Here is a 17025-nt window from a genome sequence, read left to right as displayed (position 1 = left end):
CTTCAGTGCGGGCAGGTCTCGACCTCGACGGTGACGTGGCTGAGCCCCTTCAGTCCGGCGAGCCGCTTCTTGTAGACCGCCGGCTGCTTCGGCTGGTCCGACACCACCGACACCAGCACGGCGCAATGGCCGGGGCCGACCTGCCAGAGATGCAAATCCGTGACGCGGTCGTCGCCGATCTCCATGCGCGCCCGGATCACACGCTCGAGCTTCTCGTCGGCGCGCACGTCAAGCAGCACCGCGCCTGATGTCTTGATCAGGCCGAACGCCCAGCTCGCGATCACGGCGCTGCCGATCAGGCCGACCGCCGGATCGGCCCAGGCCCATCCCGAATACATGGCGACGACGAGCGCGGCGATCGCCAGCACCGAGGTCGCTGCGTCCGCCATGACGTGGACATAGGCAGCACGGAGATTGTTGTCGTGGTGGTGGTGATCATGGTCATGATCATCGTGATCATCATGCGCATGGCCATGATGGTGATGACCATGGTTGTCGCGGAGCAGCCAGGCACTGGCGAGGTTGACGCACAGGCCGAGGGCAGCGACCACGATCGCCTCGCCATAGACGATCGGCACCGGATTGATCAGCCGCAGCACGCTCTCATAGGCGATCTCGACCGCGATCAGGCCGAGGATGATCGCGCTGGCGAAGGCGGCAAGATCGCCGAATTTGCCGGTGCCGAAGCTGAAATGCGAGCTCCCCAGGTGCCGCCGTGCAAAGCGATACGCGAACGCGGCAATCCCTAGCGCTGCCGCATGCGTGCCCATGTGCCAGCCGTCGGCGAGCAGTGCCATCGAGCCGAACAGCGAGCCGGCGACGATCTCGCCGACCATCATGACCAGCGTCAGGATGACGACGAGCCAGGTGCGCCGCTCGTTCTCGTCGTGCTTCTCGCCCAGGAAGGCGTGGTCATGGGTCCATTGTTCGACGGAATGGGAATGCATCGCAAAGTCTCCGAAAGGCCCGGGCCGTTAACCCCTATATAGACCTGCGAGTCTTCTGGGCAAAATCGCCGGAATGAGCCGATTGACAGGTAGGTGCCGTTTCGGTGTAATGGACGCCATGGGGATTTGAGCGATCTCCCCACGAGGCGACATGCCCAAGTATCGCGTCCCGTTGTTTTTCACGAGGGCGCATCATGTCTTCCTACACGACGATATCATCTGACAAGCTGGCACGGTTGATCGGCACGGCAAACGCCCCTGCCCTGATCGACGTGCGCACCGACGAGGATTTTGCCGCCGACCGGCGGTTGATCCCAGGTTCGATCAAGCTCAGCCACGACAATGTTCCGGAATGGGGTGCCGAATTCGCCGGCCGCACCGCCATCGTCTCCTGCCTGCGCGGCGCAAAGCTGGCGCAGGGCACGGCGGCCTGGCTTAGGCAGCTTGGGGTCCAGGCCGAGACGCTGGAAGGCGGATTCGAGGGCTGGAAGGACGCAAAGCTGCCGCTGCTCGATACCCGCAAGCTGCCGCCGCGCGACGCCAAGGGACGCACCGTCTGGGTGACGCGGGCGCGGCCCAAGGTCGACCGCATTGCCTGCCCCTGGCTGATCCGACGCTTCGTCGATCCCAATGCGGTGTTCCTGTTCGTGGCACCGTCCGAAGTGGTCGCCGTCGGCGAACGCTTCAAGGCAGCCCCGTTCGACATCGAGAACGTGTTCTGGAGCCACCGTGGCGAGCTCTGCACCTTCGACGTGATGATCGAGGAGTTCGGGATTGCTGCGCCGGCGCTGCTCCGGCTCGCAACGCTGGTGCGCGGCGCCGACACCGGGCGGCCCGACCTTGCGCCGGAGGCTCCCGGTCTGCTCGCGGCTTCGCTCGGGCTGTCGCGGATGTATGATGACGACCTCGAACAGCTCGAGGCCGGTATGCTGCTCTACGACGCGTTCTATCGCTGGTGCCGCGACGCGACGTCTGAGACCCATAACTGGCCGACCAACAAGGCAAAGGCTTGATGGATACGCGTACGATCGAAACCGGAGCTGATGCCGGTCACGGCGTCAGCTTCAGTGAAGCCTTTCGCGTCTGGCTCCGTGTCGCCTGCCTGAGTTTTGGCGGGCCCGCGGGCCAGATCGCGGTGATGCACCGCATCCTGGTCGAGGAAAAGAAGTGGATCTCGGAAGGCCGCTTCCTCCATGCGCTGAACTACTGCATGCTCTTGCCGGGCCCGGAGGCGCAGCAGCTCGCAACCTATATCGGCTGGCTGATGCATCGCACTGCCGGCGGGCTGATGGCGGGCGGACTGTTCATCCTGCCCGGCATCATCGCCATCATGGGCCTCAGCTACGTCTACGCCGCCTACGGCAATGTCAGCTTCGTCGAGGCGCTGTTCTTCGGCTTGAAAGCCGCCGTGCTCGCCATCGTCGTCGAGGCCGTGGTGCGCGTCGGCAAGCGCGCGCTGAAGAACCGCATCATGATCGCGCTCGCCGCGATGGCCTTCGTCGCGATCTTCTTCTTTGCCGTCCCCTTCCCCATCATCATCATCGCCGCAGGCATCATCGGCTATGCCGGCGCGAGAAGCGGCCGTCCGGAGTTCGCGCCGGCCGGTCATGGTCACGGCGGCAGCAGCGCCTTGATCGACAGCATGCTGGGCGACGCCGTGCCCGATCATGTCCGACCCAACACCGCCCGCACCATTCGCGTCGGCGCGCTGTGGCTTGCGCTCTGGGTGGTGCCGGTGATCGCGCTCGTGCTTGTGCTCGGGCAGGCCAATGTCTTCAGTCACATCGCGCTGTTCTTCTCGAAAATGGCGATGGTCACCTTCGGCGGCGCCTACGCAGTGCTGGCCTATGTCGCCCAGCAGGCGGTCGAGCACTATCACTGGCTCAAGCCGCACGAGATGCTCGACGGCCTCGGCATGGCCGAGACCACGCCGGGTCCGCTGATCATGGTGCTCCAGTTCGTGGGCTTCATGGCCGCCTACCGCGACGCCAGCGGCCTGTCGCCGATGCTTGCGGCCACGCTCGGCGGATTGCTCGCGACCTGGGTCACCTTCACGCCCTGCTTCCTCTGGATCTTTGTCGGTGCTCCCTACATCGAACGGCTGCGCGGCAACACCGGGCTTGCGGGCGCGCTGAGCGCTATCACCGCCGCCGTCGTCGGCGTGATCCTCAACCTCTCGATTTGGTTCGCGCTGCACACGCTGTTCCGCGACACCGTGCCGGTGCATGCGTTTCCGCTGGACTTCGACATGCCGGTGCTGACCAGCATCGACATCCCCGCGCTGCTGCTGTCGATCGCGGCGGCAACTGCGATCTTCCGGTTCAAGCTGGGGATGTTGACGGTGCTGGCCGGCAGTTGCGCGGCGGGCGTGGCGTTGCGGCTGGCGGGGGTGATCTAGGACACCGACTGATTGGTTCGTCACGTCCGGTTTGCCAATGGAAGGCATCGCTAAGCGGTCAGGGTTGCATGGCGACTATGCTCAGGGGCAAGGACCCAAGGACCGACCTTGATGAGCAGGCGTTTGGCCTAGAGGCCACGCGCGCTCGAAACACCGCAGCGACCCGCAGCAGGATCTTTTGGACCAACCGAGCGCTTTCCAAATAGTTGAGCGAAGGTGTCGGAACGAGGTGCCGCCGGACGTCTTCCCAGATATCGGCCCCAACCAGAGGTCATGCAATGGATAGTTCCATCCTGAAGCCTGCTTCGGAGCTTGCTGGTACGAACAAGGCTCATTTTCCCAACGAAAGCGTCGATTATCGCCGCGCCCGGCAAGACCTCCTGACGAAGGAGATCGAGCTGCGTCGTCAGATCGAGCGTGTCGCTGAACTGCGCCGGGCGCTTCCGCCCGGCGGCGAGGTGAAGAAAAACTACGTGTTTGAAGGCGAGAATGGCGAAGTGAATTTCGCCGATTTGTTCGAGGGCAAGCAGACGGTCGCGGTCTACAGCTACATGTTCGGGCCGCAGCGGCAGACGCCCTGCCCGATGTGCACCTCATTCATGAGCACATGGGAGCACAAATTACCCGACATCGAGCAGCGTATCGGGTTCGTCTTCATCGCGCGGTCGCCGATCGCCAGGTTGATCGAGGCAAAGAAGGCGCGCGGCTGGACGCGGCACAAGGTCTTCTCTGACATCTCCGGCGATTACACGCGCGACTATGTCAGCGCCGAGGATGCCGACGTGCCCGGCTACAGCGTGTTCACGCAGCGCGACGGCACGATCCGACATTTTTGGTCCGGCGAGATGAGCGGCACGATGGCCGACCCCCAACAGGATCCGCGCGGCGCGCCGACTTCGATCCGCTCTGGACCATCCTCGATACCACGCCAGAAGGCCGCGGCACCGACTGGTACCCAAAGCTCGCTTACTGAGCCTCCTGCCGTCAGTGATAGTGATAATGCGCGCGCGGCTTCGCTAGTAGGTTGCAATGCCATCCGCGCGAAAGCGATGCCTGTGATCCTGACGAACCCGGACGAGGTCGAGACGTGCATGACCGCGCATGGGATGAGACCAAGGGCCTACAAATGCCAAAGCTGCGTTGTTGATCGTAGCTCGACCGGCATCCCGCTAAGCGTGACCCTCGCCGTCATTTTCGACGGAGCCGCCTTTCGGCGCTTTGTGAGGCATATCCCATCCAAAGTAGACTTCCACCCGAACGATCTTGTCTCCGCGAGCGGTGGTTACCTCGCAATTACGAAACCTGTGCCCCCCTGCGGCAGCTGCCTCATAGACGATGACTGCTCGGCTTCCATCCTCGGTCGCGATGACTTCATCGAACGAATTGGTCTTCTCGCTGTTGGGCCAGCAACGGCGCAGATAAGTCGCACGATCCAACTCATTGTCGATTGGACTTGAGAAGTGATAGTCGTCCGCAAGAAGCGCTTCGATCGCTGTCCGATCCTTATCGACGTATGCCTTTAACCTGGCACGTGCCAGATCGAGCGTGCTTTTCGTCATGCCGTTTTTCCTTTTAGAGTTCGACCGAACGTAAGGCCGACCGCGACTCCTCAACAAAGAGCTCGGGGCCTCAAGCTGGGCGAAAGCGCCCTCCCTTGCTGGCGTCATGCCACGATAGAAGCGACATCAGATAATTTGAGCCTTAACAACCTTCGGTAAAAATCGTTCCGGGCTCGCGCTGCACGCGCTTGGCCAGAATTCCATGAGGAATTTCGAGGTTTCCGTTGAATGTCCGTCCAGGGGCCCAAGCCGTCGATGATGACCGCGCTGGCGGACTTACTCTCTGTCCTCCAAAGCTGCCGTCTCAACTCTTTGGGCGAAGCCGTCATCCTCGCCTGCCCGTGCCCTTCGGGCAAAACAGCGACGACCACTTCCGCCACATCGCCCGTCAAGCCCACCTCGTAAAATATTCCACTTTACCGAAATTCGGATTTGACGTATAAGCGGCACACCCTGGCCCGAGACAAGGGGCGGATCGCGATCGTCACGAACCGCGGGCTGGGCAGCGATGGACGCGACGGCTTCGGGCACGATAGGCATTGCAGGGCGGCTTTGGCTGTGAGCAATGGCCTTCGTGCCTGCGACACGATGCCGAAAGCGTCTTCGCATGGCTTCGGGTGTGAGCACACGCCAGCACTCGAAGTCCCAGCGAGGACGTGCGCGGACGAACAAGTCGTGTGGTCCTGACGCCCGGGGTCTGTGCGTCAAGTCCTGCGGTGATGTGGCGGCCCGACCGGGCACGTGCATCAGTTATCCGCAAGGCGACGGGGGCAATAGTGCATCGCTCCCCGGGGAGAGCACGAAGGACACGTTAAAACCATCGTGCAGGGAAGGCCGGGCGATCCGGCGAACCTGTGGTCCACCCCGTGTGCATTTCTATCGCGCACGGACCTGCGGGTGCCAGCCGGCGCCCGGCCTTCCCTGCGCCCTTGTCTCAATGAGGGCGATGCGACGACGCAAGACTCGGGCGGCACGCGCCGCGAGATCGCGAACTCTCGTCCGCCGTTTGAAACGTGCATCGGCGCGACGACTAATCTTGCCCACTCTCGCTGTCGTCGCCCGGCTTGACCGGGCGACCCGGTAGCCCAAGACAGTCGAGATTTGAGAGGAGAGGCCGCGGCGTACTGAATGCCCCGGTCGAGCCTGGGCATGACAGGCTAGCGCTATCGCATCAGTTCCAAGGTGGGAAGATTGGAACGGGGAGAATTCGCCCCGGTTAGCTCTCACTGCCGAAGAAATCCGCTTTTGGATGAGCCATGACCGATCTATCTATCGATGCGCGGCTGCTTGCCCCTGACAATGACCGGCACGGCGCCAATCTCACGGTCGTCGCTGTCGCGGCGGCAATTCTTCTGGCGGGCGCAGCGGCCTTGTCAGGCACGATTTCGTGGCAACAGGGATTGTTGTTTCTTCTCGGAGGCGCACTTGGCCTGACGCTGTACCATGCGCTGTTCGGGTTCACCTCGGCTTGGCGCGTCTTCATTGTCGCACGACGAGGCGCCGGCCTTCGCGCCCAAATGGTCATGCTTGCGCTGGCAACCGCCCTCTTCTTCCCGGCCCTGGCGCAAGGCACGCTGTTCGGCGTCGCCGTGCGTGGCGAGCTCGGCGCGGTGGGCGTGGGCATGCTCACCGGGGCATTCCTGTTCGGCCTTGGAATGCAGCTTGGCGGCGGCTGCGCGTCGGGAACGCTTTATACCGCCGGCGGCGGCAACACCCGCATGCTGGTGACACTGGCGGCCTTCATCGCCGGATCGACGCTCGGTGCATTGCATCTGCCGTGGTGGAGCGCGCTGCCGAACATCGGCGCCGTCTCGTTGATCGAACGGCTCGGATGGCTGCCGGCGCTCGTGCTCTGCTGGGCTGTTATGGCTGCAATTTATCTCATCACCCTCAGGGCCGAGATCGGCCGCCACGGCGAACTCGAGCCGGGAGCGCGGACGAAGCTCCGCGGCGCGCGCCGCTTCATGCAGGGGCCATGGCCGCTGCTGTGGGGCGCGATCCTGCTCGCGATCGGAAATTTCGCCACGCTGTATCTTGCGGGACGTCCCTGGGGCATCACCTCCGCTTTCGCGCTCTGGGGATCGAAGATCCTGATGAGCCTCGGCGTCGACGTCGCGTCATGGCCCTATTGGCAGGGTGCTCGCGCGACCTCGCTGCACCAAAGCGTCTTCGCCGACATCACCTCCGTCATGGATTTCGGCATCATCCTGGGAGCGTTGCTGGCCGCAGGCCTCGCCGGCAAATTCCATCCGACATGGCGCATCTCCGCATCCTCGCTCCTCGCCGCCATCATCGGCGGCCTGCTTCTCGGCTATGGCGCCCGGCTCGCCTATGGCTGCAATATCGGCGCTTATTTCAGCGGGATCGCATCGGGCAGCCTGCATGGCTGGTGCTGGCTGGTGGCGGCTTTCGTCGGCAACATTCTGGGGACACATCTCCGACCGCTGTTCGGCTTGGCCGTCGAGCGGTAGGTTTTCGTCTGCGCGCCGTTTCATCAGACCGCCATGGCGGACGACGATTGAACCTAACGCATCATCATCCGCGCGATCGCCTCGCCAATCACCACGGTCGTGAAATGCGTGTTGGCCCGGCAATCCGATGGCATGATCGAGGCGTCGGCGATGCGCAGGCCGGAGATGCCCTTCACGGTGCCGTCAGGGTTGACCACGCCGTCGGCGCTCTCAAAGCCGGTCATACGACAACTGCCGGCGGCGTGCTGGATATCGCCGGTCTCACGGCGCAGCAGCGCATCCAGTTCATGCTCCGGCAAGGCCGCGGCTTGCGGCAGCGTCAGATCGGTGTCCGCGAGCCGGATCCAGTCGGCGATGCCTGATAGCGCCGGCTGGGAGGTGATCACGGCGAGCCGCTTCACCGCATCCTTCATGCGCAGCATGTCGCGGGGATCGGCCAGCATGTTTTCCTCGACGACGGGATCGATCGTGGGATCGGTCGAGGCCAGCTTGAGCGTTCCACGCGAATACGCGTTGAACAGCCCGGCGCCGATCGCGCCCGGCACGCCGATGCCGCGGTGATTGAAGGCGATCAGGATCATGTCGCGCTTGCCGCCCTCGGCGAGGCCCGACGAATAGGTCACGCAGCAATTGGTGTGGCGGGTGTCCGGATCGGTCGGCCGCAGGTCTTGGTGGAGCTGGATCGTGGCACGGAACAGCGGATGATCGAAGAAGTGCTTGCCGACCGGCAGGTTGCGCTCGACCGCGATCCCCATCGCCTTCAGCTCCTCCGCAGGACCGATGCCCGAGCGCAGCAGGATCGCTGGACTGTGGATGGCGCCGGCGCACAGCACGATCTGGCGCGCGCTGATCTCGCTGGTGCCCTGCCCCTCGATGTGAACGCGGAGGCCGGTTGCCCGGCCCTCGCTGATCAGCACGCGGTCGACCAGCGCATGCCCGCGAATTTCCAGATTGGCGCGGCCCCGCGCGGGCTCCAGATAACCCTCATTGGTCGTGATGCGGCGGCTGTCGCGGCTGTTGATGGGATAGCAGGCGACGCCCTCGCCGTCAGGGCCGTTGACGTCGGCGCACCAGGGATAGCCGCTCGCCAACGCCGCATCGCGCAAGCCGCGGTCGATCGGCCCCCATTTTCCGGCGGCGCCCGATAGACCGGCAGCGGTCCACCGCGGCCGTGGCCGGCGGCGTCGCCGAATTCCAGATCATCCTCGATCACCGAGAACAACGGCATCACGTCCGTGGCCGACCAGCCGGTGCAGCCATTGGCGGCCCATTCGTCGAACGCAGCAGCGACGCCGCGGATGGCGATCTGGCCGTTCATCATCGACGAGCCGCCGAGCCCCTTGCCGCGCCAGTAGAAGCGCGGCTCCTGGCCGGCCACACGGCGCGTCAGAAGATCCGGCCATTGCCACTTCTCCTGGTACTCGCGCTTGTGGATGATCGGGATGGGATTTGGCGTCATCACCTCCCAGGGCGCCTCGTCGGCGCGCCAGTCCAGACCCGCCTCCAGCAGCAGGACGCGCCGTGCGGGATCTTCCGAGAGCCGCGCCGCAACAGCAGCGCCGGCCGAGCCGCCGCCGACAACAATGACATCGTACATCGCGCTACTTCTCAACGTTCCACAACACCGGGATGGCGGACGGTATCAGACCGCGCGCACCGGCGGAACCAGACTGTCGCCCGACTACCCGATCCCCCTGCCGAACTTGTTCGACTTCGGGAATCCCTTCGGCGGCAGACGGCCGGCGTCCGCGCGAGAGCCTTTCCACTCGGCGAGCTCCTTCATGGTCGCGGAGAATTCGCGGCCGGCGGAGTCCTTCCAGGTCAGGCCCGTCTTGGCGTCGAACACTGCAATGTCGGAGAGGCCGCCGTCCTTGTACTTCTGCAGACGCACACCGCGGCCACGCGCCATCTCCGGCACCTGGTCGAGCGGGAACACCAGCATCTTGCGGTTCTCGCCGATGACCGCGACGGTGTCGCCGATCACCTCGGTGACTGTGCGCGCCTCGTTCGGCATGTCGACGTTGAGGACCTGCTTGCCCTTCTTGGTGGTGCCGACGCAATCGTCCTCGCTGACGACGAACCCTTGGCCCTCGTGGCTCGCGACCAGGAATCTGCGTCCGCCCTTGTTGACGAACAGCGTGACCGGCGCGGCCTCCGGCTCGAGATCGATGAACTGGCGGATCGGCTCGCCATGACCGCGGCCGCCCGGAAGTTTTGCGACATCGAGCGAGTAGAATTTTCCGTTGGTGGCGAACAGCAGCAGCTTCGAGGTCGTTTCCGCGAAGAACGCGAATCCGAGCTTGTCGTCCTGCTTGAAGGCCAGCCCCGAGAGATCCTCGACATGGCCCTTGAGAGTGCGGATCCAGCCCTTGTCGGAGACCACCACCGTCACCGGCTCGCGCTCGACCAGTGCCTCCTCGATCGCAGCGAGATCATGCTCTGGCGCGTCGGCAAAGGTGGTGCGGCGCTTGCCGAGCGGGGTCTTCGGTCCGAACATGTCGCGAACCTTGCCGACCTGCTCGCCGACTTTCTTCCACTGCTCGGGTTCGGACGCCAGCAGTCCCTCGATGCCCTTCAGCTCCTTGCGAAGATCCTTGTCCTCGCCACGGATCTCCATCTCCTCGAGCTTGCGCAGGCTTCGGAGCCGCATGTTGAGGATGGCTTCGGCCTGCACCTCGGTGAGCTTGAACGCCTTGATCAGCGCCGGCTTCGGCTCGTCCTCATTGCGGATGATCCTGATCACCTCGTCGATGTTCAGATAGGCAATCAGCAAGCCGCCGAGGATCTCCAGCCGGCGCTCGATCTCGGCCTTGCGATGGTTGGTGCGACGGATCAGCACGTCGCGCAGATGGTCGAGCCATTCGCGCAAGCACTCCGCGAGCCCCACGACTTTGGGAATGCGGCCCTTGATCAGCACGTTGAGGTTCAGCGGAATCTTGTTTTCGAGCTCGGTCAGCCGGAACAGCGATTCCATCATCAGCGCGGGATCGACGTTCTTCGATTTCGGCTCGATCACGATGCGAACGTCTTCGGCCGACTCGTCCCTGATATCGCCGACCAGCGGCAGCTTCTTCTGGTCCAGCAGCTCGGCGATCTTCTCGATCAGCCGGGACTTCTGCACCAGAAAGGGTATCTCGGTGACGACGACGACCCAGGTGCCGCGCGCGCCCTCTTCCTGCTCCCATCGGGAGCGGACGCGAAACGAACCGCGACCGGTGGTGTAGGCTTCAGCGATCGCCTGCTTGGAATCGACGCAGATGCCGCCGGTTGGAAAGTCCGGACCCTTGACCCATTTCAGCAAGGCCTTCGACTTCGCGTCGGGCTTCTCGATCAGATGCAGCGCGGCGTCGCAGAGCTCGGCGGCGTTGTGCGGCGGGATCGAGGTCGCCATGCCGACTGCGATACCTTGCGCGCCATTGGCGAGCAGATTCGGGAAGCCGCCGGGCAGCACGATCGGCTCTTTCGACTGGCCGTCGTAATTGGGGCGGAATTCGACCCCGTCCTCATCGATTCCGTCGAGCAGAAGCCGCGCGACGTCGGTCATGCGCGCTTCGGTGTAGCGATAGGCGGCGGGATTATCGCCGTCGATATTGCCGAAATTGCCCTGGCCGTCGACCAGCGGGTAGCGCGAGGAGAAGTCCTGCGCCAGGCGCACCATGGCGTCGTAGATCGCCTGGTCGCCATGCGGATGGAACGAGCCCATCACGTCGCCGACGATTTTGGCGGACTTCTTGAATGCCGTGCCCGGGTCGAGCCGGAGCAGCCGCATGCCATACAGGATGCGCCGGTGTACCGGCTTCAGGCCGTCGCGCGCATCCGGCAGCGCGCGGTGCATGATGGTGGAGAGCGCGTAGGCGAGATAGCGCTCTTCCAACGCCTCACGCAGCGGCACCTCGTGAATTTCGGCCGGTTCCTCCGGCGGAATCAATCGTTTTCCCATGCCGCCCGGTTAAACCGTGGAAGCGAATCGGGCAAGGATCGATTGGTTCCCTGTGGCGGCCTACTGGCCGGCCCAGCCTGCGGTGAAGGTCTGGGTGGGTGGCGCGGCTTTAGCCTGCGTGGTGGCCGGGGCATTGGTCAGGCACCGCCGCGCGGTGTCGATCTCGGCCTCCGTCGCGCCTTTGGACCGTGCCCATGCCTCTGCGGCTGCAGCGGAATATTTAGCCACATAGAATCTGACGACGGTACAGGAAGCACGGCGAAAGACGCCCGGCTGCTCACCCGCGAGGGCGTCCGGCGCCAGCGCAATCAGCGCTGCCGATATCACAAGTCCCTTGATCAGCATGAGGCTATCCCCGGTTGGAACCCAAAATGGCAAGTCCGGGGAACCGAGTTTTGTTCCAGCAAGGGCTGGTCCACTGAGGCAACGCAGAGCCGCGCCAAGCTCATGGCGCGGGAATGGCGGCCTTTGCCTGCTGTCGCGTCAGCGCGTTGATGAAGCCTGCCCGCGCATCGGAATGGCCTTGCCCGCGTGGTTCCAGCACGTGGCGCAGCAGGAACAGGCCGGTCAGTCGAAAGCCGTCCTGGAGATCCTGATCGGTGAGGTCGCCCTGCACCTCGCTTTGGCGCAGGAACGGCGGCAGCCGCAACAGGCGGTCGCGCCACGGCTCGCCCGCCCCGCGGGACACCGCGCCGCCGGATTTGGGCGAGACGTAGATCAGGTCGGTGGTCTCTCCTGTCACCGCGCAGTTTTCCAGCGCCATCCCGAAGCCGAGTTCGGTGAGCATTGCCAGTTCGAAATGGATCACGTGCACGGCCGCGCTGCCGATGTCGTCGAAATCGTCCAGCGAATGTTCGAGCAGCGCCAGGAGGTTTTCGTGCGGATCGCGCTCCGGCAGCAACCGCGCGATCGAGGCGAGATGGGTGATGCCGTAGACGCCGTGGGATGATCCCAGCAGCGTCGCCGCCCGCAGCTTGAGGCCCTCGATGGCATAGGTGCCGAGATGCTCGTCGAGCCGCGCCCGCCATACCACGCGGAGGCTGTTGCCGGGCTGCAGCAACGGACGCATCCGAGAGCCGGCGCCGCCGCGGACGAGACCGAGATGGCGGCCGTGGGCACGGGTTAGCAACTCGACGATGGCGCTGCTCTCGCCATGCCGCCGCACCCCCAGCACGATGCCTTCGTCGGTCCATTCCATCGGTGAAGTCTAGCGGATTCCGGTCTTCAATCGTAGGGCGGATTGGCCGAAGGCCTAATCGGCCAATCGCGGGGGCACGCCTGGAAGGTGAATTGCGCGCCGCCAATCCACCCGACACGGCCTCACGCGTTGAACCAGCCCTGCGCGTCGCCGCGGAACGAGAAATACAATCCCATCGCGGTCAGCACGCAGGAGACGATCTCGATGGCGCTGTCGAGTTCCATGCCTTTCTCGCCGATGATCTGGCCGAGCGAGATCACCGACAGCACGAGCGCTGCCGCCAGCACCCAGCGCGGCCAGTTCTTGCGCCCGTGCGCGGCCAGCCGGACGAAATACACCAGCAGCAGGATCATGCCGCCGGCGAGCAGCGACGACGTCATGATCATCTGTTCGGTCATCTCGGCAGTCGGCGTGCGGTCCTGCACCGCCACCGACAAGGCATCCAGCATCAACGATGCATAGAGCAACGCTTCGAAGCGCCGTACGTTGCTGGGTACGCTCATCGTCGACCGATCTTTTCTTGGTTATTCTTTGGGAAATTCCAGGCCCATCTCGCGGTAGCGATCGGGATCGTCGCTCCAGTTCTCGCGCACCTTGACGAACAGGAACAGGTGCACCGGCACGCCCAGGATCTCGCCGATCTCCTTGCGCGAGTCCGCGCCGATCGACTTGATGGTGGCGCCACCGGCGCCGAGCACGATCTTGCGCTGGCTTTCGCGCTCGACGAAAATCGTCTGCTCGATGCGCACCGACTTGTCCTTGCGTTCTTCCCACTTGTCGGTCTCGACGGTGGACTGGTAGGGCAGTTCCTGGTGCAGTTTGCGAAAGATCTTCTCGCGCGTGATCTCGGCCGCGAGCTGCCGCATCGGCGCGTCCGACATCTGGTCTTCGGGATAGAGGAACGGCCCCGGCGGTACGATCTCGGACAGTGTACGCCTGAGGTCATCGACGCCGTCGCCGGAGATCGCCGCGATCATGAACGTCTTTGCGAAGGCCATGCGCTCGTTGGCAGCCTGCGCCAGCGCCAGCAGCTTCTCGCGCTGGACCAGGTCGACTTTGTTGATGACCAAAATCTTCTCGTGCTTGACGCTGGCGACCTTGGTGAGGATTGCCTCCGCTTCCTCGTCGATGCCGGCCTTGGCATCCAGCAGCACGCAGACGAGGTCGGCGTCATGCGCGCCGCTCCAGGCGGTCGAGACCATGGCGCGGTCGAGCCGGCGCTTGGGCAGGAAGATTCCGGGCGTATCGACCAGGATGATCTGCGCGTTGTTCTCGATCACGATGCCGCGGATCAGCGCGCGCGTGGTCTGCACCTTACGCGAGACGATCGTGACCTTGGCCCCGACCAGCGCATTGACCAGCGTGGATTTGCCGACATTCGGCGCGCCGATCAGCGCGACGAAGCCGCAGCGCGTGGCAGTGGGCGCCTCGCCGCTTGCTTCAACCGTCATTGCCGCCGCCAACGCCTTCACGTTCGATCATCACTGAAGCTGCCACTTTCTCTGCCGCGCGCTTGCTGCCGCCGATGCCTTCCGCCGGTGCCAGCCCCGGCAGGTCGACCGCGACGCGGAATTGCGGATCGTGATGCGGGCCGGTGCGCTCGACCTCGCGATAAACCGGCGTCGGCAATCCCTTGCCCTGTGCCCATTCCTGGAGAACGGTCTTGGGATCGCGCAAGGGACGTCGCGGCTTGTGCATGCGCTCGGTCCAGTTGCGCTTGACGAAATCGGCCGCTGCCGCGTAGCCGCCGTCTAGGAACACGGCGCCGATCACGGCTTCGCAGATGTCGCCGAGCACGCTCTTGCGCAGGCGCGCGTCGGCGCTGGAGCCGACCGAGCCGAGCTTGATGTCGTCGAGCAGACCGAGCGACTTGGCGACATCGGCGCAGCTCTCCTTGCGCACCAGTTCGGCAAGTCGCTTGGACAGCTCGCCTTCGTCGGCGTTCGGGAAGGCGTGATAGAGCATGTCGGAGACGACGAGCCCGAGCACATGGTCGCCGAGGAATTCCAGTCGCTGATAGCTGTCGCCGCGCTTGCGCCCGGACTTCAGCGCGGAGACATGCGTGACGCCCTGCATCAAGAGGTTCGGATCGGCAAAGCTGTAGCCGATGCGTGCCTCGAGCCCCGCATTCGCATCCGAGCCCCTGACCTTGCTGCTCCGCACCCGCTTCTTCTTTGCGGGCGTCTTGATCTCAGGCGTCTTGACCTCAAGGGTCTTGGTATCAAGAGTCTTGGTCGCAGCTTCGCCGTCGGGGCCCGCTTGCGCCTCGGTCGGTAGGATCGCGATGTCCTTGGCTTCGTCTTTCATCGGACGATTTTGAAGAAGCGATTCCAGCGCACCGCCCAGGGCCAGCGCCAGAACATCCAGGCATGCTCGCCTTCGGCGATCGAGAAGAAGATCATCTGGGCGCGCCCGATCAAATTCTCCTGCGGCACGTAGCCGACCTGGCCGAGGAAGCGACTGTCGGTGGAGTTGTCGCGGTTGTCGCCCATCATGAAGAAGTGGCCGGTCGGCACGGTGTAGACGTTGGTGTTGTCGACGTAGCCGTTGTCGGCGCAGTCCAGCGTCTCGTAGGACACGCCATTCGGGAGCGTTTCCTTCCAGCGCTTCACCCGGGAGACGCCGCTGCCTTCGGCGCCGCAGGGGTCCTCGCCGACAAATTCGCTCATGCGCTGCCGCTCGACCGGCGTGTCGTTGATGTAGAGCAGCCCGTCCCGCATCTGGATGCGGTCGCCGGGCAGGCCGATCACGCGCTTGATGTAGTCGGTGGAATCGTCCTTCGGCAGGCGGAATACGACGATGTCGCCGCGGTTCGGGTCCGAGCCCCAGATCCGCCCCGAGAACAGCGGCGGCGAGAACGGGATCGAGTAATGGCTGTAGCCGTAGGAATATTTCGAGACGAACAGATAGTCGCCGACCAGCAGTGTCGCCTTCATCGAGCCGGATGGGATGTTGAACGGCTGAAACAGGAAGGTTCGGATCACCAGAGCGATCAGGAGAGCGTGGATCACGACCCGGATCGTTTCGCCGATGCCGCTCTCAGTTTTCGTTCCTGAAGTCACGCTCATTGCTCTCTCAATTCCGGCGGGCGGTCACAGCGCGCCCTCCTCCCGCGAACAGCCCATCGCTCGCGGCCCAAGGAGATTGTCCTGATTCTGATAATGAGGGCCAATTCCGGCGTAAAGCCGAATTCGCCCAGCCTGATTTGCGTCCGCGGACTTTTAGACGGTTGTCGGAGGCCACGCAATCAAGGATCGCGTCAAAACTGCATAAGCGCTTGATTTTGAATGCGAATTATAAAATTATCGGAGCACCGTCAGGGTTTGGCCAGCGGCACGGCCGAAATGATGACGAAGGCCTGTGCCAGCGGCCAGTCATCGGTGATCGACAGGTCGATCTGCGCCGCGAACCCTTCGGGCGTCAGGGCCTGGAGCCGGGCCAGCGCCCCGCCCGTCAATTGCATGGTTGGCCGCCCTCCCGGCAGGTTGACCACCCCCATGTCGCGCCACCACACGCCGCGCCTGATGCCGGTGCCGAGTGCCTTGGAGCAGGCCTCCTTGGCGGCGAAGCGCTTGGCGTAGGTTGCCACCACCATCTTCTCGTTCTTGGCGCGCCGCTCCGCCTTGGCCCGCTCGGCCGCGGTGAAGATGCGGTCGAGGAAGCGCTCGCCATGGCGGTCGATCACCTTGCCGACCCGGGTGATGTCGATCAGATCGGAGCCGATGCCGATGATCATGCCCGGCTCCGGCCGCGGTCCATCGCCGCGCGCATGCTGCGAACCGTCTCGGCGAGACCGACGAACAGGGCTTCGCCGATCATGTAGTAGCCGATGTTGAGTTCCATGATGTCCGGCAAGCCGGCGATCGTCTCCGCTGTCGCGTAGTCCAGCCCGTGTCCGGCGTGAACCTCCAGCCCTGCTTCTTTCGCCAGCTTCGCCCCTGCCACGATCCGCCGCCATTCGGCCTCGGCCTTGTCGGCGTGACCCTCGACGACGGCGTCGCACCAGGCGCCGGTGTGGATCTCGATCACGGGTGCGCGCAGCCGCGCCGCCGTCTCGATCTGGGCGGGATCGGCCGCGATGAACAGCGACACCCGGATGCCGGCATCGTTCAGCCGCGCGATATAAGGCGCCAGCGCATTGTGCTGGCCGACGACGTCGAGCCCGCCTTCGGTCGTCACCTCCTGGCGCCGCTCCGGCACGAGGCACACCGCATGCGGCCTGGTGGCGAGCGAAATACGCATCATGTCCTCGGTCGCCGCCATCTCGAAATTAAGCGGCTTGGAGATCTCGGCTTTCAGCCGCGCCATGTCCTCGTCGCGGATGTGCCGGCGATCCTCGCGCAAATGAGCGGTGATGCCGTCGGCGCCGGCCTCGATCGCCAGCAGCGCCGCGCGCACCGGATCGGGATTGCGGCCGCTGCGCGCGTTACGCAGGGTCGCGACATGGTCGACATTGACGCCGAGGCGGAGCGGAGGTGCAGGCATTTCAGGACTCACGGAATCATAGGAATG

Annotated in this window: 14 protein-coding genes and 2 pseudogenes; 4 read left to right on the top strand and 12 right to left on the bottom strand. The window is 64.2% G+C overall.

The annotated features are described in order from the left end of the window. Positions 1-2 precede the first annotated feature (2 nt). On the bottom strand, positions 3-947 hold the full coding sequence (gene dmeF / locus AB3L03_RS35410; RefSeq protein WP_085357530.1) for a CDF family Co(II)/Ni(II) efflux transporter DmeF: 945 nt from the start codon (positions 945-947) through the stop codon (positions 3-5). 194 nt (positions 948-1141) lie between these two features. Here dmeF and AB3L03_RS35405 point away from each other — a divergent pair, with 194 nt between their 5' ends. The 3 genes and pseudogenes from AB3L03_RS35405 (at position 1142) to AB3L03_RS35395 (ending at position 4318) form a co-directional block, all read left to right on the top strand. Next, on the top strand, positions 1142-1960 hold the full coding sequence (locus AB3L03_RS35405) for a chromate resistance protein ChrB domain-containing protein (protein WP_026233570.1): 819 nt from the start codon (positions 1142-1144) through the stop codon (positions 1958-1960). Continuing rightward, on the top strand, positions 1960-3345 hold the full coding sequence (gene chrA / locus AB3L03_RS35400) for a chromate efflux transporter (protein WP_247369758.1): 1386 nt from the start codon (positions 1960-1962) through the stop codon (positions 3343-3345). Before AB3L03_RS35405 ends, chrA begins: the two co-directional genes overlap by 1 nt. A gap of 278 nt (positions 3346-3623) precedes the next feature. Beyond that, positions 3624-4318: pseudogene (locus AB3L03_RS35395) on the top strand (DUF899 family protein). 196 nt (positions 4319-4514) lie between these two features. Here AB3L03_RS35395 and AB3L03_RS35390 read toward each other — a convergent pair. Continuing rightward, positions 4515-4904 (bottom strand): nuclear transport factor 2 family protein, encoded by a 390-nt coding sequence (locus tag AB3L03_RS35390; RefSeq protein WP_247298205.1) that lies wholly within the window; start codon positions 4902-4904, stop codon positions 4515-4517. 1256 nt (positions 4905-6160) lie between these two features. On the opposite strand from AB3L03_RS35390, the gene AB3L03_RS35385 reads away from it, so the two are divergent. Further along, positions 6161-7375: a YeeE/YedE family protein gene (locus AB3L03_RS35385; RefSeq protein ID WP_085353423.1), complete on the top strand. Its 1215-nt coding sequence runs from the start codon at positions 6161-6163 to the stop codon at positions 7373-7375. A gap of 53 nt (positions 7376-7428) precedes the next feature. Here the strand turns inward: AB3L03_RS35385 and AB3L03_RS35380 are convergent. The 10 genes and pseudogenes from AB3L03_RS35380 to AB3L03_RS35335 form a co-directional block, all read right to left on the bottom strand. Further along, positions 7429-8972: pseudogene (locus tag AB3L03_RS35380) on the bottom strand (GMC family oxidoreductase). A gap of 84 nt (positions 8973-9056) precedes the next feature. Then, entirely contained in the window at positions 9057-11315 is a 2259-nt protein-coding gene (parC, locus tag AB3L03_RS35375; protein ID WP_018458402.1) for a DNA topoisomerase IV subunit A, read from the bottom strand. 60 nt (positions 11316-11375) lie between these two features. Further along, positions 11376-11660 carry a hypothetical protein gene (locus AB3L03_RS35370; protein ID WP_018458403.1) on the bottom strand — a complete coding sequence of 95 codons (285 nt, stop codon included), beginning with the start codon at positions 11658-11660 and terminating at the stop codon, positions 11376-11378. A 100-nt stretch (positions 11661-11760) separates the two neighbouring features. Continuing rightward, positions 11761-12513, bottom strand: coding sequence for a DNA repair protein RecO (gene recO / locus AB3L03_RS35365; protein ID WP_368507957.1), 753 nt, complete (start codon positions 12511-12513; stop codon positions 11761-11763). Between the two features lie 122 nt (positions 12514-12635). Then, on the bottom strand, positions 12636-13016 hold the full coding sequence (locus AB3L03_RS35360; RefSeq protein WP_018458405.1) for a hypothetical protein: 381 nt from the start codon (positions 13014-13016) through the stop codon (positions 12636-12638). Between the two features lie 21 nt (positions 13017-13037). Then, a complete protein-coding gene (gene era / locus AB3L03_RS35355; RefSeq protein WP_018458406.1) occupies positions 13038-13964 on the bottom strand; it encodes a GTPase Era in 927 nt (308 codons plus the stop codon). Next, positions 13954-14820: a ribonuclease III gene (rnc, locus tag AB3L03_RS35350; protein ID WP_085353426.1), complete on the bottom strand. Its 867-nt coding sequence runs from the start codon at positions 14818-14820 to the stop codon at positions 13954-13956. Before rnc ends, era begins: the two co-directional genes overlap by 11 nt. Continuing rightward, entirely contained in the window at positions 14817-15581 is a 765-nt protein-coding gene (gene lepB, locus AB3L03_RS35345) for a signal peptidase I (protein ID WP_018458408.1), read from the bottom strand. Before lepB ends, rnc begins: the two co-directional genes overlap by 4 nt. Positions 15582-15829: 248 nt before the next feature. Next, positions 15830-16249, bottom strand: coding sequence for a holo-ACP synthase (gene acpS, locus AB3L03_RS35340; protein WP_007611179.1), 420 nt, complete (start codon positions 16247-16249; stop codon positions 15830-15832). Beyond that, positions 16246-16998, bottom strand: a complete 753-nt coding sequence (locus AB3L03_RS35335; RefSeq protein ID WP_026233571.1) for a pyridoxine 5'-phosphate synthase — start codon at positions 16996-16998, stop codon at positions 16246-16248. Before AB3L03_RS35335 ends, acpS begins: the two co-directional genes overlap by 4 nt. Positions 16999-17025: the final 27 nt, after the last annotated feature.

The sequence above is a fragment of the Bradyrhizobium lupini genome, from assembly GCF_040939785.1.
Lineage (GTDB): Bacteria > Pseudomonadota > Alphaproteobacteria > Rhizobiales > Xanthobacteraceae > Bradyrhizobium > Bradyrhizobium canariense_D.
Note: the sequence above shows the minus strand (reverse complement) of the source record. Positions and strands in the feature narration are given on the sequence as shown.

What these genes read in the sequence shown, in the direction of transcription:
- rnc (WP_085353426.1), bottom strand. Translation starts at nt 14,820, where the DNA reads ATGAAAGACGAAGCCAAGGACATCGCGATCCTACCGACCGAGGCGCAA.
- AB3L03_RS35335 (WP_026233571.1), bottom strand. Translation starts at nt 16,998, where the DNA reads ATGCCTGCACCTCCGCTCCGCCTCGGCGTCAATGTCGACCATGTCGCG.
- recO (WP_368507957.1), bottom strand. Translation starts at nt 12,513, where the DNA reads ATGGAATGGACCGACGAAGGCATCGTGCTGGGGGTGCGGCGGCATGGC.
- acpS (WP_007611179.1), bottom strand. Translation starts at nt 16,249, where the DNA reads ATGATCATCGGCATCGGCTCCGATCTGATCGACATCACCCGGGTCGGC.
- chrA (WP_247369758.1), top strand. Translation starts at nt 1,960, where the DNA reads ATGGATACGCGTACGATCGAAACCGGAGCTGATGCCGGTCACGGCGTC.
- AB3L03_RS35405 (WP_026233570.1), top strand. Translation starts at nt 1,142, where the DNA reads ATGTCTTCCTACACGACGATATCATCTGACAAGCTGGCACGGTTGATC.
- AB3L03_RS35390 (WP_247298205.1), bottom strand. Translation starts at nt 4,904, where the DNA reads ATGACGAAAAGCACGCTCGATCTGGCACGTGCCAGGTTAAAGGCATAC.
- AB3L03_RS35370 (WP_018458403.1), bottom strand. Translation starts at nt 11,660, where the DNA reads ATGCTGATCAAGGGACTTGTGATATCGGCAGCGCTGATTGCGCTGGCG.
- AB3L03_RS35385 (WP_085353423.1), top strand. Translation starts at nt 6,161, where the DNA reads ATGACCGATCTATCTATCGATGCGCGGCTGCTTGCCCCTGACAATGAC.
- dmeF (WP_085357530.1), bottom strand. Translation starts at nt 947, where the DNA reads ATGCATTCCCATTCCGTCGAACAATGGACCCATGACCACGCCTTCCTG.
- AB3L03_RS35360 (WP_018458405.1), bottom strand. Translation starts at nt 13,016, where the DNA reads ATGAGCGTACCCAGCAACGTACGGCGCTTCGAAGCGTTGCTCTATGCA.
- parC (WP_018458402.1), bottom strand. Translation starts at nt 11,315, where the DNA reads ATGGGAAAACGATTGATTCCGCCGGAGGAACCGGCCGAAATTCACGAG.
- lepB (WP_018458408.1), bottom strand. Translation starts at nt 15,581, where the DNA reads ATGAGCGTGACTTCAGGAACGAAAACTGAGAGCGGCATCGGCGAAACG.
- era (WP_018458406.1), bottom strand. Translation starts at nt 13,964, where the DNA reads ATGACGGTTGAAGCAAGCGGCGAGGCGCCCACTGCCACGCGCTGCGGC.